This is a genomic window from Metabacillus hrfriensis, assembly GCF_030127205.1.
In the GTDB taxonomy this organism is placed as follows: Bacteria; Bacillota; Bacilli; order Bacillales; family Bacillaceae; genus Bacillus_P; species Bacillus_P dongyingensis.
The window spans coordinates 3,929,439-3,950,935 of record NZ_CP126116.1 but is presented as its reverse complement, the minus strand read 5'-3'; the positions used below and the strand labels follow the sequence as shown (position 1 = coordinate 3,950,935).

General features: G+C 40.3%; 19 protein-coding genes and 1 pseudogene. 14 read left to right on the top strand and 6 right to left on the bottom strand.

The genetic code is table 11. The features are described 5' to 3' along the window. Positions 1 to 110 precede the first annotated feature (110 nt). Positions 111 to 638 (top strand): DUF84 family protein, encoded by a 528-nt coding sequence (locus QLQ22_RS19615; protein WP_284015378.1) that lies wholly within the window; start codon positions 111 to 113, stop codon positions 636 to 638. Between the two features lie 5 nt (positions 639 to 643). Here QLQ22_RS19615 and QLQ22_RS19610 read toward each other — a convergent pair. Further along, positions 644 to 1,083, bottom strand: a pseudogene (locus tag QLQ22_RS19610) (YtoQ family protein). Positions 1,084 to 1,221: 138 nt separating this feature from the next. Between QLQ22_RS19610 and QLQ22_RS19605 the strand changes: the two are divergent. From QLQ22_RS19605 to murC, 6 genes are all read left to right on the top strand, one after another. After that, complete coding sequence (locus tag QLQ22_RS19605) at positions 1,222 to 1,722, top strand: hypothetical protein (protein WP_252207271.1); 501 nt, start codon at positions 1,222 to 1,224, stop codon at positions 1,720 to 1,722. Positions 1,723 to 1,861: 139 nt separating this feature from the next. After that, the gene (locus QLQ22_RS19600; RefSeq protein WP_252207270.1) at positions 1,862 to 2,179 is read left to right on the top strand and encodes a thioredoxin family protein; all 318 of its coding nucleotides are present in this window, start codon (positions 1,862 to 1,864) and stop codon (positions 2,177 to 2,179) included. Between the two features lie 34 nt (positions 2,180 to 2,213). Further along, on the top strand, positions 2,214 to 3,035 hold the full coding sequence (locus QLQ22_RS19595; protein WP_223437336.1) for a DUF1444 domain-containing protein: 822 nt from the start codon (positions 2,214 to 2,216) through the stop codon (positions 3,033 to 3,035). Next, the gene (ytpR, locus tag QLQ22_RS19590; protein ID WP_252208808.1) at positions 3,035 to 3,646 is read left to right on the top strand and encodes a YtpR family tRNA-binding protein; all 612 of its coding nucleotides are present in this window, start codon (positions 3,035 to 3,037) and stop codon (positions 3,644 to 3,646) included. Before QLQ22_RS19595 ends, ytpR begins: the two co-directional genes overlap by 1 nt. 157 nt (positions 3,647 to 3,803) lie before the next feature. Beyond that, positions 3,804 to 6,527 (top strand): DNA translocase FtsK, encoded by a 2,724-nt coding sequence (locus QLQ22_RS19585; RefSeq protein ID WP_284015377.1) that lies wholly within the window; start codon positions 3,804 to 3,806, stop codon positions 6,525 to 6,527. Positions 6,528 to 6,995: 468 nt separating this feature from the next. Then, positions 6,996 to 8,294, top strand: coding sequence for a UDP-N-acetylmuramate--L-alanine ligase (gene murC, locus QLQ22_RS19580; RefSeq protein ID WP_252207268.1), 1,299 nt, complete (start codon positions 6,996 to 6,998; stop codon positions 8,292 to 8,294). A 39-nt stretch (positions 8,295 to 8,333) separates the two neighbouring features. Here the strand turns inward: murC and QLQ22_RS19575 are convergent, their stop codons facing one another. Further along, the gene (locus QLQ22_RS19575) at positions 8,334 to 9,449 is read right to left on the bottom strand and encodes an aminopeptidase (protein WP_252207267.1); all 1,116 of its coding nucleotides are present in this window, start codon (positions 9,447 to 9,449) and stop codon (positions 8,334 to 8,336) included. Between the two features lie 214 nt (positions 9,450 to 9,663). Between QLQ22_RS19575 and QLQ22_RS19570 the strand changes: the two genes are divergently transcribed. The 4 genes from QLQ22_RS19570 (at position 9,664) to QLQ22_RS19555 (ending at position 11,812) form a co-directional block, all read left to right on the top strand. Then, positions 9,664 to 10,110, top strand: coding sequence for a DUF948 domain-containing protein (locus QLQ22_RS19570; protein WP_223437328.1), 447 nt, complete (start codon positions 9,664 to 9,666; stop codon positions 10,108 to 10,110). Positions 10,111 to 10,161: 51 nt separating this feature from the next. Beyond that, positions 10,162 to 10,680 carry a YtxH domain-containing protein gene (locus tag QLQ22_RS19565; protein ID WP_223437326.1) on the top strand — a complete coding sequence of 173 codons (519 nt, stop codon included), beginning with the start codon at positions 10,162 to 10,164 and terminating at the stop codon, positions 10,678 to 10,680. Positions 10,681 to 10,785: 105 nt separating this feature from the next. Then, positions 10,786 to 11,112: a bacillithiol system redox-active protein YtxJ gene (ytxJ, locus tag QLQ22_RS19560; protein ID WP_223437324.1), complete on the top strand. Its 327-nt coding sequence runs from the start codon at positions 10,786 to 10,788 to the stop codon at positions 11,110 to 11,112. 88 nt (positions 11,113 to 11,200) lie between these two features. Further along, a complete protein-coding gene (locus QLQ22_RS19555) occupies positions 11,201 to 11,812 on the top strand; it encodes a class I SAM-dependent methyltransferase (RefSeq protein WP_284015376.1) in 612 nt (203 codons plus the stop codon). A gap of 219 nt (positions 11,813 to 12,031) precedes the next feature. Here QLQ22_RS19555 and pilM read toward each other — a convergent pair whose 3' ends face one another. Beyond that, a complete protein-coding gene (pilM, locus tag QLQ22_RS19550; RefSeq protein ID WP_284015375.1) occupies positions 12,032 to 14,152 on the bottom strand; it encodes a cell division protein FtsA in 2,121 nt (706 codons plus the stop codon). 296 nt (positions 14,153 to 14,448) lie between these two features. Between pilM and QLQ22_RS19545 the strand changes: the two genes are divergently transcribed. Next, on the top strand, positions 14,449 to 15,525 hold the full coding sequence (locus QLQ22_RS19545) for a bifunctional 3-deoxy-7-phosphoheptulonate synthase/chorismate mutase (RefSeq protein ID WP_223437319.1): 1,077 nt from the start codon (positions 14,449 to 14,451) through the stop codon (positions 15,523 to 15,525). A 306-nt stretch (positions 15,526 to 15,831) separates the two neighbouring features. Beyond that, positions 15,832 to 16,836 (top strand): catabolite control protein A, encoded by a 1,005-nt coding sequence (gene ccpA, locus QLQ22_RS19540; RefSeq protein ID WP_223437316.1) that lies wholly within the window; start codon positions 15,832 to 15,834, stop codon positions 16,834 to 16,836. A 192-nt stretch (positions 16,837 to 17,028) separates the two neighbouring features. On the opposite strand, the gene QLQ22_RS19535 is transcribed toward ccpA, so the two are convergent. The 3 genes from QLQ22_RS19535 to QLQ22_RS19525 are packed head-to-tail and all read right to left on the bottom strand — an operon-like array spanning position 17,029 to position 19,518. Beyond that, positions 17,029 to 18,207 (bottom strand): acetoin utilization protein AcuC, encoded by a 1,179-nt coding sequence (locus QLQ22_RS19535; protein WP_284016905.1) that lies wholly within the window; start codon positions 18,205 to 18,207, stop codon positions 17,029 to 17,031. Then, positions 18,201 to 18,845, bottom strand: a complete 645-nt coding sequence (locus QLQ22_RS19530; RefSeq protein ID WP_284015374.1) for an acetoin utilization AcuB family protein — start codon at positions 18,843 to 18,845, stop codon at positions 18,201 to 18,203. Before QLQ22_RS19530 ends, QLQ22_RS19535 begins: the two co-directional genes overlap by 7 nt. Positions 18,846 to 18,885: 40 nt before the next feature. Beyond that, entirely contained in the window at positions 18,886 to 19,518 is a 633-nt protein-coding gene (locus QLQ22_RS19525) for a GNAT family N-acetyltransferase (protein WP_223437310.1), read from the bottom strand. A 163-nt stretch (positions 19,519 to 19,681) separates the two neighbouring features. Between QLQ22_RS19525 and acsA the strand changes: the two genes are divergently transcribed. Next, positions 19,682 to 21,400, top strand: a complete 1,719-nt coding sequence (gene acsA / locus QLQ22_RS19520) for an acetate--CoA ligase (protein ID WP_284015373.1) — start codon at positions 19,682 to 19,684, stop codon at positions 21,398 to 21,400. The last annotated feature ends 97 nt before the right edge of the window (positions 21,401 to 21,497 follow it).

Here is a 21,497-nt window from a genome sequence, read left to right as displayed (position 1 = left end):
GCAAATCGCTCTCCCTGGCCAGAACAAATTCGGTCAGCCGGATTCTTATCTGTCATGCCTGAACTAAACGGGCGCTTGCGCTTTTCTTTATATAAAGGAGAAAGAATTAGATGAAAATAGCTATTGGGACCTTAAATCCGGCCAAAGTTAATGCGGTAAAGGCATCTCTACCTGATTTTGAGCAGTTTACATTCAAAAGTGCAAAAGTTTCATCTGGAGTATCCGACCAGCCGTTTTCAGATGATGAAACCATACAAGGCGCCATTAACCGAGCAGAAAATGCCAGGGAAATGGAGAAGGCTGATCTTGGCATAGGTCTTGAAGGAGGCATCATTGAGACAAATCAAGGTTTTTATTTATGCAACTGGGGAGCCATTGCAGGTGGCGATATCAGACCAATCATTGCAGGCGGCGCCAGAATCCTTCTGCCGGATGAAGTTGGTAAGAAGGTGAAGTCGGGCGCTGAGCTTGGAATCGTCATGGATCAATATGCGAATCAATATAATGTCAGTCAAAATGAAGGGGCAATCGGGATATTTACAAATGGCATGGTGAATCGAAAAGAAATGTTTACTCACATTTCTAAGCTGTTATTTGGTCAATATTTTTACATGCATAAAAAGAGCAGCGGCAGATAGGGCCGCTACTCTTGTTCAAAAAGATAGGATAACACTGCAATGGCCTGATCAATTGTTTCTACCGTGACATCAGCTTTAGAAGAAAGTTCTTTAAGCGGGTGATGCAGATTCTCAGGTCTTATGATAATTAAAGGTTTTTTGTTGGTTAATGCACTGCTTGCATCCATTACTGTATTCCACTGTTTATATTTTTCTCCAAATAAAGCAATCACAATATCGGCTTTATCCATAAAACTTTTGTTCTGAAATTATTAATTCTGGATGCAGCTTCGTCTTTTAAAATAGCATTAGGCTGTGAACCTAATATTTCTTCTCCAATAAAATCAGACCGATCATGGTTTTCCATTGGTCCTGTAAAAGTTGCCGGGAGATTCCGGGCCTTCTCTTTTACTTCGTTTCTCCAATTACTATGTATTTCTCCTGCCAAGTAAACATTTATATTCACTTAAAAATTCACCTCTTTTTTTTAGAATTCATTACCCTGTTTTTCTTTTCATAAAACATAGCTCACTTGTCAAGTCTAAAATAAAAGGGTTATTATAGAAAAGGGTCCTATTTTCCTATTGAATAAGGAGGGTTTTTCTTGAAAAAAATTCTAGCAGGCATGATCTTTGCTTCTCTTTTTTCCTTATTAGCCTGTACAATAAATGAAGAAGAAATGCAAACTGCAACGATAGATCAGACAAAAAAGACTTTTACAAGCAAGCCGGCAGCTGCCAATGAAGAAAGCGGTTCTTTTAAATATCATTTGCCTGAAGGCTATAAAGTCGAATCTGCAAAAAATAATAACTTGATTTTCAAACGGGATGATGAGCAATTTATATTATTTGTAAATGATAAAGAAAAAGAGGACAGCACCGTTTTTTATGATTCGCTGCTTGAACAATATAAAGATCCAATAGTAAAAGAAACCTTTGAGGATAAAGATCGGTTCGGTTACGTTCTTGTAGATAAACTTGAAGAGGATGAGTATGAGGTTTCTGCGGGAATCGGCGGAGTTAAAATGACAACGCAAACAGACGGCCGCAATGTCGCAGATACAGCTGAACAAATGATGGAAATTGTGTCTTCTGTCAATTATTAATAAGAGAAATCCCCCTTTGCTCTGCAAAGGGGATTTTTCTTTACCAAAGGCTAAACTATTGGTAACTAAAGGCTACTTTTGGTATGATGCGAAATGATGAATGTACAAATTGGAAACGATATTATTGGAGGTTTTAACAATGGAAAAATTACAATCAATGGCTCATTATAACGAAGTAATTCAAAAAGAAAACGTGATTCTTATGTTTTCAGCTGACTGGTGTCCTGATTGCCGTTTTATTGACCCGTTTCTGCCGGAACTGCAGTCTGAAAATAACAAATTCACATTTTATTATGTAGACAGGGACGAATTTATCGATCTTTGTGCTGAATTAAATGTATTCGGAATACCTAGTTTTGTCGGATTCCACAACGGACAGGAAACTGGCCGCTATGTGAACAAAGACCGTAAAACGAAAGAGCAGATTCAGGAATTTATAGACGGATTATCATCATAAAACAGTTACTAATTGGCAGGGAGCGGAATGAATCATGAAAATGACTTCAAGGAAAATGGCCGAGACAATCAAGGAACGCTTAAAACATAAAGACTGGACAAGCCATTTTGATAGAGAAAAGGATCAATTGCGCGTTGAAGACGATGCTACAAAAAAAGGCATCACGATATCTCTGCCTGGCATTATTGCAAAATGGGAAGAGAAAAAAGATGCGGCTGTTGATGAATTGGTTTATTACATCGAGGAAGCTTTGACAGTTATGAATGAGGAACAGGAACTGACAGGCAAAGAAAAAGGAATTTTTCCGGTTATCAGATCAACATCCTTTCCAGTCGAATCCTCTGATGGCGTTTTGCTGATACACGAAAAACATACAGCTGAAACGAGAATCTATTATGCGCTTGATCTTGGGAATTCCTATCGTTTGATTGATGTGAAAATGATGGAAAGAGAGAACTGGACGTTCAGCAAAATTAAAGAAATGGCAAGGTTCAATCTCAGGTCCCTGCAAACAAGTGTAAAAGAAGATCATGTAGCAGGAAATGTTTTTTACTTTTTAAATGCCAATGATGGCTATGATGCAAGCCGTCTGCTTAATGACACCATCCTAGATTCTTTCCATGAAAAAATGGAGGGTGCGATGGCCATTGCAGTACCGCATCAGGATGTTCTGATTATCGCAGACATCCGAAATGATACAGGTTACGATATTTTAGGCCAGATGGCCATGAGCTTTTTTGCAAGCGGCAGGGTCCCGATTACAGCTCTATCTTTTCTGTATGAAAACAAAGAGCTGGAACCTATATTTATTCTTGCAAAGAACCGGGCAAAAAAGGAAGAGGAAGGTAAACAATGATGCGCGTATTTTATAACAAAGAAGGTGTAGGCGATACACTGATGATTTCAGTGGCTGAATTGCCGCCAGAAGACAGAACGTTTGAAAAGAAGGGGGATGCAGTGCGAATTTACAGCAGTGCCTCAGGTGAAACTGCCGGATTCAATCTTTTTAATGCATCTTCTTATCTTGAAATTGAGAGCAGCGGCGGGGTTGTTGAACTGACTGAGAATCTGCTCAGCAAATTGAACGCAAGCCTTCTTCAAAATGGATTTGAGGAACAGCTGCATGCTGATCTAACACCCAAATTTGTAGTTGGGTTCGTAGAAACAAAAGAAAAACATCCAAATGCCGATAAATTAAGTGTATGCCAAGTTAACACAGGCAATGAAAAACTTCAAATCGTATGCGGTGCACCTAATGTAGACAGCGGGCAAAAGGTTGTCGTTGCTAAAGTCGGAGCAGTCATGCCAAGCGGCCTTGTGATAAAAGATGCTGAGCTCAGAGGTGTTGCTTCAAGCGGCATGATCTGCTCTGCGAAGGAATTAGATCTTCCCGATGCTCCTCAGGAAAAAGGGATTTTAGTTTTAGAGGATCATTATGAAATCGGCACAGATTTTTTTAAAAAATAATGGACTCCCATAAACCTATTGTCTAAATCGAATAATCTAATTAAAAGTTATAAAGTCACTAGGAAATTTTCTAGTGGCTTTTTTCATCTTTAAAAGATAGGATTAACTGTTACAATAGAATAGTAATAAAGAAGAAACCTTTGAAAGAGTGGTTTTTATGAGTTGGTTTTCAAAAATGATCAATTATTTCGCCGGTGAAACAGAGACAGATAAGCATTTAGAAAAAGCATCAGCTGAAAAAAGGCAAATTCCAGAACAGCAGCAACCTGTACATAGAGCACCTGTACCGCCCAAAACTCAAACTTCGAATGTGAAAAATGTAGAAACAAAAGTAGCCTATCAATATCCAAAAGGAAACTTCAAATTTCCGATGATTCCTGATAATCAAAACACTCGTCCAGAACCTAGAAGGAAAAGTTCAGCAAGTGAAAAGATCGAAAGAACGAAACCTCAAAAACATAGCAGCACAGGGCGTATTCCGGGAAAAACAGCCAGAATAAAGCCAAATACAGATTCAAAGAGGCCTTTTCACCCAACAGAGATTCCTTCGCCTATATACGGCTTCAGGCCAAGAGACAATCAAGAACCATTAGAATATCGAATTAGTCCAAGAGATGAGGCAAATCAAACCGGCAGCGAGTCGGGTTCAAGTTTATTTAAAAGCTTTCAGCAAGCCGCGCAGTCTACTGAATCCGTTCTGTCAAGGTTAAATGAACATAAACGGGCTGAGCTTCTTAAAAGAGAAGCTGCGAGAATGAGGGAAATCGAAGACGTGAGAATTCCGTCAGCAACTCTGCATGAAAAGCTGGTAAAAGATGAACCAGCCATTTTAAAAACAGAAGCAGCAGATTCTGTACCTGAAATCATTCCAGAAAACAGCACGCAAATATCAAATATTCCAGTTAAAGGTCTGAATAAAGAAAAGGAAAACCCAATTATGACCTTTTCATCTGATGAGGATCTTGAAGAAATCAACAGTGATACGGTTGAACATGTAAATGAAACAACAGAAGATACATTCCCGCTGCCTTATGAGAATAAAGAAATAGCGGTAACTGCTGAGGAAACAGAAATCGTTATGTCAGAATATGCACATCCGCCTATAGTAAAGGCAGATGAAACCTTCAGCACCATTGATGAAAACGAAGAGAAAAAAACGCTTACTGAATGGACGCAAAACGAAGAGCATGCAGAAATTCCAGATGCAGACGTTCTGACTGCAAGCGATAGTGAGCTAATGCTGCATACGGCCAATGCTGATAAGAATCATAATGAAAATGAAGAGGAAAATAGTGCAACAGATGAACCAGCCATTAACAGAACTGAAAGATCGAATGAAGATCCTGCTGAAGAAGTGAAAGAAAATCGATCAACAAGATCAACTGTTCCATTTAATGTCATGATGTTTGGAAGAGATAAACAAAAAATCCTAAAGTCAGAAGACTCTTCGAATTCTGGAGCATCCTATCTTTTCCCGTCATTGCAGCTTTTGAACATTCCGCCTAAGGAATATGTAGATGATGTGGATTGGCTTAGAGAACAAACAGAATTGCTGAATGTGACGCTTGAAAACTTCAATGTAAAAGCAAGAGTTGTTCATGTTACACAAGGGCCAGCTGTTACACGTCTTGAAGTCCAGCCTGAACCTGGAGTGAAAGTAAATAAAATTACAAATTTAACAGATGATATCAAACTGAGCCTATCAGCTAAAGATATCCGCATAGAAGCACCAATACCCGGCAAGAACAGAATCGGCATTGAAGTTCCGAACAGACACAGTAAAATGGTCTATTTGCGAGAAATCTTAAGAAGTGCGGAGTTTAGAAATAATCCATCTCCGCTGACCGCTGCCCTAGGCCTTGATATTTCAGGTCAGGCTGTTGTGACAGATCTTAAAAAGATGCCGCATGGACTAATTGCGGGAGCGACCGGTTCCGGCAAAAGCGTGTGTATCAATACGATCCTGGTAAGCCTTCTTTACAAAGCTTCCCCTCATGAAGTGAAGCTTCTTCTGATTGATCCAAAAATGGTCGAGCTTGCCCCATATCACAATGTTCCTCATCTAGTCAGTCCGGTTATTACGGATGTAAAAGCTGCTACTGGAGCATTAAAATGGGCTGTAGAAGAAATGGAAAGAAGGTATGAGCTATTTGCTCATGCGGGAGCAAGGGACATTTCCCGATATAATGAACTTGCTGCAAAACATAATAGCGGTGAGCATATGCCATACTTGGTCATTGTCATTGATGAGCTTGCTGATTTAATGATGGCAGCTCCTGCTGATGTAGAAGAAGCGATCTGCCGCATTGCTCAAAAAGCAAGAGCGTGCGGAATTCATCTAATAGTTGCTACACAAAGACCTTCCGTTGATGTCATAACTGGATTAATTAAGTCAAATATCCCGACCAGAATTGCTTTTTCTGTATCATCCCAAGTGGATTCACGGACAATTATTGACTCAGCCGGAGCAGAAAAATTGCTCGGTAAAGGGGATATGCTCTTTTTAGAAAATGGCACATCTAAAGCTGTCCGTATTCAGGGGAATTTTGTATCAGATGAAGAAATTGAACGTGTCGTTAACCATGCCAAAAAACAGATGAAGCCGGTCTTTTTATTTGAGCAGGAAGAACTGATGAAAAAGTCCAGTATAGGAAGCGAAGAAGATGAACTGCTGCTTGAAGCGTGTGAATATGTGGTTGATCAGGGAGGGGCATCTACATCAAGTCTGCAAAGAAGATTCAGAATCGGCTATAACCGTGCAGCAAGACTTATGGATATGATGGAAAAGCAGGGAATTATTTCAGAAGCAAGAGGAAGTAAACCCCGTGAAATCCTAATTTCTGAGCAGGACCTCGAAACCATTCAGGAAAGCGGAATGTAATAGAGAGCTGGGTCTGCTGATGATTTAGAGGAAATATTCATTAAAATATTTGTCTGAAGAAGTTATTATCTTCAGGAATTGGGAAAACTGCTTTTAAACAGTTTCCCCAATTTTCTTCTCGATTTAAGACATACTCAGAAGCACCTGCCCGTAATGTTTAGAGGGGTCAGGAAAACATTTACTTCTTATTCCGCACTTGCCAAGTTCATGGATATCGTTTAATATGCATTGGGCAGGATAAATTGATCCGCCATGTATTTATTCAAAAAACCTAACAGGTCTGATTTATGTGTCATCACGAGCAGCTGCTTTTCTAATAGTTATCTATATTGCATTCTGCTATAATGTTAAATCGTAAGCTATACTACATATCCGCTATCTTATGCATTCTAATTAAACCTGGAGTTGCAAATTGGGATAAGAATCATATAATGTCAAACAGATAGACGTTTGTTGGAGGTTCTATTTATGACTGTTTACCATTTCGTTGGAATAAAAGGGACTGGAATGAGCGCCCTTGCCCAGATTCTGCATGATATGAACTATGAGGTTCAGGGATCTGATATTGAAAAAACCATTTTCACTCAAAAAGCTTTAGAACAGCGCGGTATTCCGCTTTTTCCATTTTCAAAAGACAATATCAAACAAGGATTAACTATTATAGCGGGAAATGCGTTTCCTGACTCGCATCCTGAAATTGAGGAAGCACACAGCCTCGGGCTAACAGTAATTCGTTATCATAAGTTCTTAGGTGAGTTTATGGAGAAATTTACCAGTGTCGGCATTACAGGTGCCCACGGCAAAACCTCGACTACAGGATTGCTTGCCCACGTCATTCAGGGAGCAAAGCCAACTTCATTTTTAATTGGAGATGGAACTGGAAGAGGAATGGAACAAAGCGAATACTTTGTTTTTGAAGCATGCGAATATCGCAGACATTTCTTGTCCTATTTTCCGGATTATGCGATCATGACGAATATCGATTTCGATCATCCGGATTACTTCAGCAGCATCGATGATGTGTTCAAAGCATTTCAAGAGATGGCTATGCAAGTCAAAAAAGGCATTATTGCCTGCGGTGACGATGAGTATCTTCAGCATATTCAGGCAAATGTGCCTGTCGTTTATTACGGCTTCAGTGAAGAAAATGATTTCCAGGCCCGCAATGTTGTAAAAGCGACTGATGGAACAAGTTTTGATGTGTTTGTCAGAAACACTTTTTATGCATCTTTTAAAATTCCGACTTTTGGCGATCACAGTGTACTGAACGCACTTTCTGTTATTGCACTTTGCCATTACGAAGAGATTGATGCAGAAGTGATTCAGGCCCAGCTTCAAACGTTCGAAGGTGTAAAGCGCCGTTTCAACGAGAAAAAAATCGGCAATCAAGTTCTGATCGATGACTATGCGCATCATCCTACTGAAATCACAGCAACAATTGACGCAGCAAGACAGAAATATCCGGACCGTGAAATCGTAGCGGTATTCCAGCCGCATACCTTTACACGCACACAATCGTTTTTAGATGAATTCGCGGACAGCCTGCAAAAAGCAGATACGGTCTATCTTTGCGACATATTTGGCTCTGCCCGTGAAAACATTGGAAAACTGTCCATTCAAGATCTTCAAAATAAAATTGACCGTGCATCATTAATTGATGAAGAAGAAACAGCCGTCTTAAAGCAGCATGAAAATGGAGTTCTCGTTTTCATGGGAGCAGGAGACATTCAAAAATACCAGCAGGCCTACGAAAAGGCTCTTGCATAAAAAAACATGGGCCAAGGCCCATGTTTTTTATTTTTATGCTTATTTCAGGTTTTCAGGATTTAAGCCTTCTAATTCATCAATCACAAAACGGCCGTCTTTACGGACAAGGACGCCGTCAAAATACATTTCTCCGCCTCCATATTCAGGGCGCTGAATGTTTACCATATCCCAATGAATATTAGAATGGTTATCATTAAATGCATCATCATAGCATTGTCCAGGTGTGAAATGGAAACTGCCGTCGATTTTTTCATCAAAAAGAATATCCTGCATTGGATGCTGAATGTAAGGATTCACGCCAATTGCAAATTCGCCAATATATCTTGCACCTTCATCGGTATCGAAAATACTGTTGATGCGTTCTGTATCATTTGCAGAGGCCTCAATAATTTTTCCATCTTTAAACGTAAGCTTCACGTTTTCAAATGTAAAGCCGTTATATGGGGACGGAGTATTGTATGTAATTGTTCCATTGACAGAATCACGAACCGGAGCCGTATAAACCTCACCGTCTGGGATATTCATTTCCCCTGCACATTTAACAGCAGGAATGTCTTTGATAGAGAAAACCAAATCCGTTCCTGGACCTGTAATTCTTACTTCATCCGTTTTGTTCATTAATTCAGCGAGTGCGTCCATAGCTTTGTCCATTTTTCCATAATCAAGGTTGCACACATCGAAATAAAAATCTTCAAATGCTTCTGTGCTCATCTTAGCAAGCTGAGCCATTGAAGAATTCGGATAACGCAAAACAACCCATCTTGTTTTAGGGACGCGAATATCACGATGCACCTTTTGGCCAATTGTTCTGCCGTGAAGCTTCATTTGCACGTCAGGCACATCAGCATGCTCATTTATATTGTCTCCTGAACGAAGGCCGATATAGGCATCCATTTTGCTCATGACGTTTGCTTCAAACTCGGCCATCATGCCAAACTGTTCCTCCTGTCCCCCGAGCAGGAGAGCGCGGTCAACCTGCTGATCTTTAAGAGAGACAAATGGATGCCCGCCAGCAGCATATGCTTCATTGACGAGCGCTGTAACCAATTCTCTTTGCAGGCCAAAGTTTTCAATCAGTACTTTTTCTCCTTTTTGGAGCTTGACTGAATAATTTATCAGGTTCTTTGCGAGCTTTTGAATTCTTGGGTCTTTCACTTTTTTTCCTCCCGGTAAACGAATAAGTAATACAAGTATATTGTAACCGATGTCAGAAAAAAATTTAAAATATTTATTGAAAATTTAAAAACACGGCCATAATAGGAAAGGAATCCAAATTTTTTTGTAGAATACTAGCTTTATGAAAAATCTTTATGTTTATAATTAAATACTTGCGGGAAACAGTTAATATCGCTTATTGGAGGTGCTGAAGTTGGAAATTATTTTATATTTAGCTGTTGCACTAATTGCAATTGCATTCACAGTACTGGTCGTTTTCTTGTCTAAAACGTTAAAATCCCTATCCTCTACCTTAAACAATGTTGCCGGAACACTGGCAGGGCTTGAGAATCAAATCCAGGGAATAACGCTTGAAACGACTCAGCTGCTACATAAGACAAATGCTTTGGCAGAGGACATTCAGGAAAAGTCAGAAAAGCTGAACACTGTTGTCTACGCGGTTCAGGGTGTAGGTTCATCTCTTCAGAATTTCAATGATTCTGTTCAGAAAGTATCAGCATCAGTAAGTACAAATCTTGAGAAAAACCAGGATAAAATCAACCAGGTTGTTCAATGGAGCAATGTTGCAATGGACGTTTGGGGAAAATGGAAGCTGAAAAAGCAGAAACAAGAGCGTCAGCAGAAACAGCCAAGTATATGAATTCGTTTTAAAAAAATATAAAATAAGAATCGCAATAGGGAGGAATTTATCATGAGTAAAGATGGAATCAACAGTAAAGATTTTCTTATCGGAACACTAGTTGGAGGAATTGTAGGGGCAACTACTGCACTATTCCTTACACCTAAATCAGGTAAAGAACTTCGTGATAATATTGGAGAGCAGGCAGTCATTGTTAAAGAAAGAACAGGAAAAATCACAAATGATGCTATAGAGAAAAGCAATGAATTAGCAGCACTTGCAAAAGAAAAGTCAGCTAATCTGACGCAAGTTGTTTCAGATCAGTCTTCTCAAATCATGAACAAAGTCCGTGATTTGAAAAGCTCTAAAGATCAAGATCAAGAGCAATCTGAAAACAATCCTGAAGACGTAAAGCTAAACTTAGCGCCTGAAGCACCAATTGATGATCAAAAGCTTAACTCTTCAGTTCAAAGCCCTGTCAATGAAACAGTTCAGCCATCTACTGGATCTACACAGCATGCTGAAGAATTAAAAAAACAAGTAAACAAAGAAATTGAAGATGCAAAAGAAGCATTATCAGAAAAAAAATAGTACAATGAATCGGCAAAGTTAATCGCTTTGCCGATTGTTTTTATTTTCAAATGAAATCATGTACAATGAACGGACCAACCTGAATTTAGGAGTGAATGAAACAAGATGCCGAAATCTAAGATTGATACAGTGGAAGAATTTCAGCAAATCGCTGATAGCGGAGAATCCTTTTTATTTTTCAAAAATAGCTTAACATGTCCAATAGCACAGGCAGCCTACGAGCAATTCGAAGCTTTTGCGAAGGAACATGACTCGGTTAATGCCTATTACCTGAATGTCCAGGAAGCAAGACCGCTTTCAAATTATATAGCAGAAACTTACGGTGTGAAGCACGAATCACCGCAGGCACTTCTTTTCAAAGACAAACTGGTCACATGGAACGAGTCACATTGGAAAATTACAAAGGACACATTAACTAAAAACGTTTTATAAAGCGGAGGATGGGACAGAGACTTTACTGCTCTGTTCCATTTTTATGTTATTTATAATGTGAGTTCAGGACATGAATAGGAGAAAGTAAATGAATGAACGAGCTTTTGATGAATTATTAAATATTAAGACGGAAGGCAGCCAGAAAGGGTTCGGCAAGTCACTTCATTATCACCGCTATGAACCGACACCATATGCGGCACTGGAGTTGTTATTTCGTGAATATGAGCTGAAAAGCAGTGATCATGTAGTTGACTTTGGATGCGGAAAAGGCAGATCTAACTTCTATATACATTATTTAAGCAATGCTACAGTCAAAGGGGTCGAAATGAACGAGGCAATCTATCAGGAAGCGACCCAAAATCGTGATCGTTATTGGAAGAAAGCAAGGAGCAGGAAAGGGCAAATCCAGTTTTTTTGCTGCTTGGCGGAAGAGTATAAAATCGATCCGTCAGATAATCGTTTTTATTTCTTTAACCCCTTTTCGATAGAAATTTTTATGAATGTCATAAACAATATACTGCAGTCGGTTGAAAAGGAAAGGCGGGATATCGAACTGATCATATACTATTGCTCAGATGAGTATCTATTTTTCTTAGAAAACCAGACTGCTTTTGAATTGAAAAAAGAAGTCGTTCTGCCTGGGTTTAATGACCGGAATCCGTCTGAACGATTTTTGATTTATCGGCTGGATTATAAATAAAAGGCAATACAAATACTAAAAGCCCGCCAAATTTGCAGCAGGCTTTTTCCAGAAGTTTTTGATCAGCATGAATGTGCCTGTCAGGGCGGACAGCGGGTTTCTCTTTTTCATGGTGTCCACCTTCTCTTTCCTTGGTCAGAACGGCTTCGCCAGTAAAGGCAAAAACTCCTTTTTTGCCGGATCCTTATCTGCCTGCGCTAAACAGCGGTCCCGCTTTTCTCAGAACCATTTAATACTTAGCCGGTCACCAGGCAGCAATTCTTCATGAAAAGCTGTTTCTTTTTCATTTTTTAACAGGAGGAATTTATTGCTTCCCTCTGAAGGAATAGTCACGTCGACAGCAGTAAAAACATCCTGAAAAATAAATGAGCCTGCTGGCTGCTTCTTAATGGTTAAATAATCGCCATTATTAATTTTATCCTCTAGGGAAAGAAGCATATCGTCCCTATAAACTTCAGCCATCATCTTCTTAATTGTCAGCGGCTCCTGGTTATAGAGAACTGTCAGTGATTCATATGCTTTTATTTTAAGCTCGGTCAGCACTTGGCTTAGAGAAGGTGATTCTGTTTTAACAGCTGTTATTTGATCCCATTCCTCAAATCGAGATGAAGGGTGGGCAGGGAAGTGATTGATCAGGATTTTTCCAGAGAATGCATCAACCTTGATCCTGCTGCCGTCCACTGAAAGAAAAAATGGTGCAAAGGAGTATTCATCAGGCAAAATCTCTTTTACCTGATCAGGAAACGAATAAGTGACTGAATCCCTGTCAGCTATCAGATCCGTTAAAGAAGCAGGCTTTCCATTCAATGCAAGATTTGCCTCAACTTGAACCCGCTCCCCATTTAAAATAACTTGTTTTGCTGGAACTACATCAATCAAATCAGAAATGGCAACACTGAGTGAACGGCCGTCTTTCCCTTTTTCAATTATGATTTCATCCCCATTTATGATCTCCTCATCAACTGAACATACTTTTCCATTTTTAAAGAGCAAAGGTGCTTCTCCATAGGTGCCCGGTATGGTTATAGATTGTCCGTTTAATGCTGCAATAAATGCAAGTCCTGGCTTCCCGTAGTATTTATTCAGCTGTATTCCTGATGAGAGCAGACTGTCTGAAACCGTCAGTTTTCTCATATGCAGCAGCCGGACAGAGCGTCCATTTACTTTGACGCTGACATACTGTATCGGATTTTGATTGGAAGAAATGGCGATTCCGATGGGGGTAACAAGTTCTGGACCTGTTTTCAGATGTTCTGCAAACCTGAGCTGCTTGATGGCGTCAATTCCTCTTATCGCCACCCTGTTTAATGGCAGATTCAGTTTTTCAGCGATTAATTCAGGAAGCTTAGGTGTTAAGCTTCCTCCTCCAATCAGCATGACTGCTTTTGGGGAAGACTCCTGGTTTAAAGAATAAATTTCTTCCTTAATCGCATTTGCGAGGCTGTCAATGGCACTGTGAATCAGCGAAATAGCTTCTTCTTTTAAGACTTCATTTTCAAACCCTAAAATATCTTTAACAAGGATGCTCTCAGATGTATGCAGCTCTCTTTTTGCCTGTTCAGCATCGTGAAAATCCAATAGAAACTGGTCAGAAATCGCTTCAGTTATTTCATCTCCGGCCATTGGGACCATTCCGTACGCCGTAACAGTTCCTTTATTTGTTATCGCGATATCAGATGTACCTGCTCCTATATCTACAAGAGCAACATTTAATCTTCTCATTGAGGAAGGAATTAAAACGTTTATTGCTGCAATGGGCTCCAGAGTCAATGCTTTCATTTCCAGGTTTGCTCTATTTAAGGCGGCAAGGAGAGACTCTACAACAACTTTAGGCAAAAAAGTCGCGATGATTTCAGCAGAGGCTACCTTGCCCTGCTGATCTACTAAACTGCCAATCTCTTGATGATCGAGTTTATAATGAATAACAGAGTAGCCGACACAATCATACTCCTGCATGGCTTTTTCTTTTTGGGCAAGCTGTTTCTGAGCTTCTTGAACGGCCATCAGCTCGAGGTGAAAAACCGTTTCTGTCTGAATAATGGGTTTGCCCTCTATTTCGATCTGAGCTTCTGCCCGTATGGTTTTTAGAGCTCTTCCTGCTGCAGCCACGCAGACTTCACGAAGGGTTCCATGCTTTTCTTCAAGCTTTTCCTTAACAGAAGAAATTACGTTCGAAACAGAGATGACATCATGAATCTGTCCATCAAGCATCGAGCGTTCTCCATGTTCCTGAATAACAGTGTCAATGACTTCATAGGTGCCGTCTTTTTCGGATAATAATAAACCAACTACTGATCGGGTGCCAATATCCAGTGCAAATGTATAAGTCTCTTTTCTCAAAATAAGCACCTCTTTTATTAAACTATAAAGATAAATCAGCATTGTAATCACTCAAAAAAACGCTTTACCACTTAAAAGCGTTTAAATGTTAAAGAAAAATGCGTGACAACACGAAAGATTTTGTATATAATTATCACTAATTACTAAAGAAAATGTATCATATTTTCTTTTTTTAAGAAAGCTGGTGCAGTTTTGCATCGCTAAAACAATAGTTTTGAAGGGATGCATGTACAAGCCGGATTCCGGCTTTTCATAAGATTTTCTTCAATTTTAAAAAACGCGAAAGGATGAGAGAGATGAGTAACGCCGAGTTAGAAGCATTGCGAGTGAGAGCAGAAGAGATTAATCTGCAGATTTTACAGCTGATTAATGAGCGAGGAAAGTTAGTACAGGATATAGGTAAAGCCAAGGAAGCGCAGGGCGTTAATCGATATGATCCCGTCCGTGAGCGAAGAATGCTTAATAAAATCAAAGAGAACAATGATGGACCTTTCGAAGATTCCACATTGCAGCATATTTTTAAAGAAATCTTTAAAGCAAGCTTAGAGCTGCAGGAAGACGATCACCGCAAAGCGCTTCTTGTATCACGCAAAAAGAAGCCTGAAGATACAATTGTTGATGTTAAAGGTGTCAAAATTGGCGACGGCAGCCAAGTATTGATTGTTGGGCCTTGTGCAGTTGAAAGCTACGAACAGGTAGCTGCTGTTGCAGAAGAGGCTAAAAAACAGGGAATCCGCTTATTGCGCGGCGGAGCATTCAAGCCACGCACAAGCCCTTATGACTTCCAGGGTCTTGGTCTTGAAGGCTTAAAAATCTTAAAACGTGTTGCAGATGAATATGATATGGCTGTTATCAGTGAAATTGTCAATCCTGCTGACATTGAAACTGCTATTCAATACATTGATGTTATCCAAATCGGAGCGCGCAACATGCAAAACTTCGAATTATTGAAAGCTGCCGGTGCAGTTAAAAAGCCTGTTTTATTAAAACGCGGTCTTGCTGCTACACTTGATGAGTTTGTAAATGCAGCTGAGTACATTATTTCACAAGGAAACGATCAAATCATTCTTTGTGAACGCGGTATCCGCACATACGAAACAGCTACTCGAAATACACTTGATATTTCAGCTGTGCCGATTCTAAAACAAGAAACACATTTGCCGGTAATGGTTGATGTTACGCATTCAACTGGCCGCCGCGATTTGCTTATTCCTTGTGCTAAAGCAGCGCTTGCGATTGGTGCAGACGGGGTAATGGCTGAGGTTCATCCGGACCCTGCAGTCGCACTGTCTGATTCAGCTCAGCAAATGGATTTCGATCAGTTCGCAGAGTTCATGAATGAAATTAGACCGTTAACAAAAGTAAAAGCATAATAAAACAAAAATCAGGTGACTCAGAGTAGAATGTGTGAAACATTCTATCTCCAGGGTCACCCTTTTTGATATTGACTTGCACTTTTCCTGTATTTTCTTTAAGATTAAAAACAGTGAAATTTATCATAAGTTTGCTCAATCTTGAACAAAATAGATCTTCTTAAATAAAAACACTGTAAATAGATTGCTTACGTTTTCATAGTATCGTATCATTATGTACATAAATCGTCATTATGGTGACATTTTACTTTAAAAATTGTAAATGCTAACTATACATAGATATGGAACCAGAAGGAGTGTAAGAAAATGAATAATATTACAATTTACGATGTAGCCCGCGAAGCAAATGTTTCAATGGCTACTGTTTCACGGGTTGTAAACGGCAATCCGAATGTAAAACCAACAACACGCAAGAAAGTATCGGAAGCAATTGATCGTCTAGGCTATCGCCCGAATGCTGTTGCACGTGGACTTGCAAGCAAAAAGACGACAACAGTAGGCGTTATTATTCCTGATATTTCAAGCACATTCTATGCTGAGCTTGCACGCGGTATAGAAGATATTGCTACAATGTACAAATACAACATTATTTTGAGCAACTCTGATCAAAACCGTGATAAAGAATTACACTTGCTTAATACAATGCTTGGCAAACAAGTAGATGGTATTGTTTTCATGGGCGGGAATATTACGGATGAGCATGTAGAAGAATTTAAACGTTCTCCTGTACCGATTGTGCTTGCTGCTTCAATCGATGTGAATGAGGTTACACCATCTGTTAACATTAATTATGAGCAGGCAACATTTGATGCTGTTTCCATGCTGATTGAAAAAGGGCATAAACGCATTGGCTATGTGACTGGTCCAATGGAAGAGCCAATCAATAAAGAGATGAAAATGAACGGATACCGCCGTGCACTGACTGAAGCAGGAATTACCGTTGATGAAGACTTAATTACTGAAGGTGACTACACCTATGATTCAGGTCTAGAAGCATTCGAAAAAATTAACGAATTATCGGATAAGCCTACAGCTATTTTTGCAGGCACGGATGAAATGGCATTAGGAGTCGTTCATGCAGCTCAGGATAATGGCTATGTTATTCCGAATGATATTGAAATCATCGGGTTTGATAATACGAAATTAGCAACTATGGTTCGACCTCAATTAACAACAGTTGTTCAGCCGACATATGATATCGGTGCTGTAGCGATGCGCCTTCTGACTAAACTGATGAACAAAGAAGAAGTTGAAAATCATATTGTTGAGCTTCCGCATCGAATTGAAATCAGACAATCAACCAGAGCTTAAAATAGAAGAGTATCGGCTGTTATAGCTGATGCTCTTTTGTTTTCTTTAAGAATAAAAAAGGATGAAATTAGATGTTAGCCTTGCCAAAAAGCAAAAGCATGGATCTGCTTGTTCCATGCTTTCAGCTTCGTTTTAGGAAATGAGAAAAATTAATAGGCAGTGAATGGTTAAATAAATATATTGAGCCTTTGTTCATGAAAGTGTCTTTCTGTCTTTTCCATGATTTTGCCGTAGTGGAAAGAGAGCTTTCTCCACAGTTTGTGCGTTTTTTTCTTCTATTTCAAGTTTTCTTGGAATGGCTTTATATTGATCCTTGCCGTCTTCCCATATAGAGGGAAGGGTTACGGGTGCTTCTGGCTGCCAGCGTTTGATCCATTCCTCAGGGAGAGGGCCGTTTACAGTCAGCTGTTTCATCTGCAGCCAGATCATGGCCCAAGCCCGGGGTACGACTCTCCAGATATCATAGCCTCCGCCTCCAACCGCAATCCATTTCCCGCCGCAGTATTGATCCGCAATTTCCTGAGCTATTTTTGGTATTTCCTTGAAAATGGCAGTTGTTGTTGCAAAATGGGTTAAAGGATCGTAGAAATGCGCATCTGCTCCATTCTGTGTAAGAATGACATCAGGCTTGAAGAAAGCGGCAATTTCTCTTATAGATTGTCTGTAGGCATCGATCCATGATTCATCTTCTGTAAATGCATCAAGCGGAATGTTAAAAGAGTAGCCATAGCCCTGTCCTGCACCCCGTTCGGTAACATTGCCTGTCCCAGGAAATAAATAGCGGCCCGTTTCATGAATGGATAATGTGCAGACACTTGGATCATCATAAAACGTCCATTGCACCCCATCGCCATGATGAGCATCTGTATCAATGTATAAAACTTTTGCGTGGTATTTTTCCTGTATATATTTGATTGCCACGGAACTGTCATTGTAAATGCAGAAGCCTGAAGCTTTTCCGCGGAAGCCGTGATGAAGGCCGCCTCCGAGGTTCAGAGCCCGTTTAGCTTTGCCTTCCATTACGTGTTCAACTGCGGTCAAAGTACCTCCAACGAGCAGTGCGCTTGCTTCGTGCATGTTCTTGAAGATAGGTGTATCCTCAGTCCCGATTCCGTAATTAAGCGCTTCGTTTGGATCTAATTCTCCCGAACCTGCTTTTTTTACAGCATCGATGTACTTTTGATCGTGAACAAGAGTAAGTTCTTCATCCGTCGCTATTCTTGGAGCTGCAAGCTCATCATCTGACAATGCGTTCATCTTTTTCAGAAGGTCATATGTTAATTCCACCCGCAGCTGATTGAAAGGGTGATCCTGGCTGAATTTATATTGCTGAAAAAGAGGAGAATAGATGAAAATATTTTCTTTCATGATGAAATCCCCGGGATGTTAGGCCATAATACGGTATATCCTTCTTTATCAAGCTCCTCAATCAATGCCATGGGATTCATGGTCTGCACTCTGAATACAAGAACTTTGAACCGTTCGTCTTTGTCAGGATAAACAAGAACACTGGCAATGTTCACTTTGCTTTTTCTGAAAACATCAGACACCTCAGAAAGCATGCCCGCCACGTTTGGAACCTTTACCTCGATTTGGGAGCCGGGCTGATTGGCACCTGTCAGCTGAACAAATGTATGCAGCAAATCCGTTTCCGTTACAATCCCTACTAATTTGCCATGCTTAATAATAGGCAGGCATCCAATTTTGTGCTCATAAAAAATAGATGAAATCTCCTCGACAAAATCTAGGGGATGGCCTGTAATGGCATCTGTTTTCATGATTGATTTTAAAGGTTTATTCAAGGCTTCTTTATTTTCACTCAGATGAAAGATGGAAGGACTTGCATCTTTAATGTCCCGGTCGGAGACAATCCCGGCCAGGAGGTCATTTTCAGCTACAATCGGGATATGGCGAATCCGGTATTCAGCCATTTTTTTAATGGCTTCTGCAATTGTTGCATCAGGTGTGAGTGTCACAATATCTTTCTTCATAATTTGTTCAACTATCATACTTATAACCCCTTTGTTTTAAAGCGTGAACGAAAGAAGATCAGTACATAAAGCGGTTTTTAAATCTGAGCTGATCGAACTGCTGAATTGAATCCTGATCCACTCTTTTTCCGATTTTAGCCATCAGGCAATTTGCTGGGTGGGAGCTGATTTCGGGCTCATCTGTTGCGTACCACTCCAAGCCGCCGGCATTCATCATTTTCTCCATCACTTTTCGGTATTCCCACACATTAAGTCCTGTACCTTTTAAATCCCAGTGCCAATAATACTCTGTCGTAATGGTAATATAATCTTCCATTGCATCATCCATCATGGAAACCCTCAGGAGATTTTTTCCGACAGAATAGCCCCGGTATTCAGGAATCACCTCGATTGCGCCAAGTTCAATCAGGTTTTTCATCTTGCCTTCTGACCATCTTTCCAGTGGATCTGGATATAAATATGTAACATACCCGACTATGGTATGGCGATTTCTGGCTATAATAATTCTTCCTTCTGGCAGAGCAGCTATCTCAATTAAAGCTTTGTGCTGCTGCTCAGGCTGTCTGAAAGCTACCAGGTCATGATGAAATTCAAGACCTGCCAGTTTCTCGGCTTTTATTGGACCTTCTATAATAAGCGGTCCATAAGGAGTTTTAATCTCTTTTGCGTTATAGGTTTTAGGATGTTCCATTCATTCACCGCCTTCTATTGATGCTGGACATAAATCTATTATACTAGAAAATACAATAAATGAAGCGGTTACATTAAAAAACTGTGAACTTTTTAAAAATTGAGAAAAGATAGAATCTGTTCTATAATAGAGAATGTATATACTGAATAAGGGGGAGTTAAGGATGAAGTTGGAAGCGCTGCCAGCAGCAAAGGGGAACCACAATCTAGAAGACTATGCTAAAGCCTACGAAAATTTTGATTGGGCAGATGCAGAAAAGCATTTATCGTGGTCTGAAACAGGAAGAATTAATGCTGCATATGAAGCAATTGACAAACATGCGGAATCATTCCGGAAAAACAAGGTAGCCTTATATTACCGTGACCCTGAAAGAGAAGAAAAGTATACGTTTAAAGAGATGAAAGATCACTCAAATAAAGCAGGAAACATTCTTCGTCAATGTGCAGACGTAGAAAAAGGCGACCGTGTTTTCGTCTTTATGCCAAGAACTCCGGAATTGTATTTTACAGTGCTTGGAGCAATTAAGCTGGGTGCCATTGTCGGTCCTTTATTTGAGGCGTTTATGGAGGGGGCAGTGAGCGACCGCCTGAAGGACAGCGAGGCGAAAGTCATTGTCACAACTCCAGAGCTTCTTGAAAGAGTTCCATTTAATGATCTGCCTGCTCTAAAGCATGTTGTGCTGGTTGGGGACAATGTTCATGAAGATGGTCCATACATAGATTTCTTAACAAGAATGAAGACAGCAAGCAATAAGCTTGAAATAGAATGGGTAGAAAAAACAGATGGCCTGCTGCTGCATTATACATCCGGTTCCACAGGCAAGCCGAAAGGTGTTCTGCATGTTCATCAGGCTATAATTCAGCAATATCAGACAGGCAGCTGGGTTCTTGATTTAAAAGAGGATGATGTTTATTGGTGTACAGCTGATCCAGGATGGGTCACAGGGACCGTTTACGGCATCTTTGGGCCTTGGCTGCACGGAGCATCAAACGTCATCATAGGGGGCAGATTTAAGCCTGAAGAATGGTATGAAACGATCCAGAATTACGGAGTAACAGTATGGTACAGTGCACCAACGGCATTCCGCATGCTTATGGGTGCCGGGGATGAGCTGGTGAAACAGTTTGACCTTAGTTCATTGAGACACATCTTGAGCGTTGGTGAACCATTAAACCCTGAAGTTGTCAGATGGGGCATGAAAGTCTTTCACAATCGTATTCATGATACATGGTGGATGACAGAAACGGGTGCACAGGTAATCTGCAACTATCCATCTATGGAAATCAAGCCGGGATCTATGGGAAAACCAATTCCAGGCGTACAGGCTGCGATTGTTGATGACCAGGGCAATGAAGTTCCGCCATACCGCATGGGGAATCTGGCCATAAAAAAAGGCTGGCCTTCCATGATGCATTCAATCTGGAACAACAAAGAGAAGTACGAGTCTTATTTTATGCCTGGGGACTGGTATGTTTCGGGTGACTCAGCGTACAAGGATGAAGACGGCTACTTCTGGTTCCAGGGAAGAATTGATGATGTAATCATGACATCAGGCGAGCGCGTCGGCCCGTTTGAGGTCGAAAGCAAGCTTGTTGAACATCCTGCCATTGCCGAAGCTGGTGTAATCGGCAAACCGGATCCAGTCCGCGGGGAAATTATTAAAGCATTTGTTGCGCTTCGGGATGGGTACGAAGCAACAGATGAACTAAAAGAGGAAATTCGCAATTTTGTTAAAAAGGGACTTGCTGCTCATGCGGCTCCGCGTGAAATTGAATTCCGCGATAAACTGCCAAAAACTCGAAGCGGAAAAATTATGCGCCGCGTCTTAAAAGCGTGGGAGCTCGACTTGCCGACTGGCGATTTATCGACAATGGAAGATTAATAGAATCTATTAAAAAAGCTTGCAGAATCTGCAAGCTTTTTTTTGATTCTATTTTTAAACATATGACTTTTGTATTTTAATATGTTTCTGCGCAGTA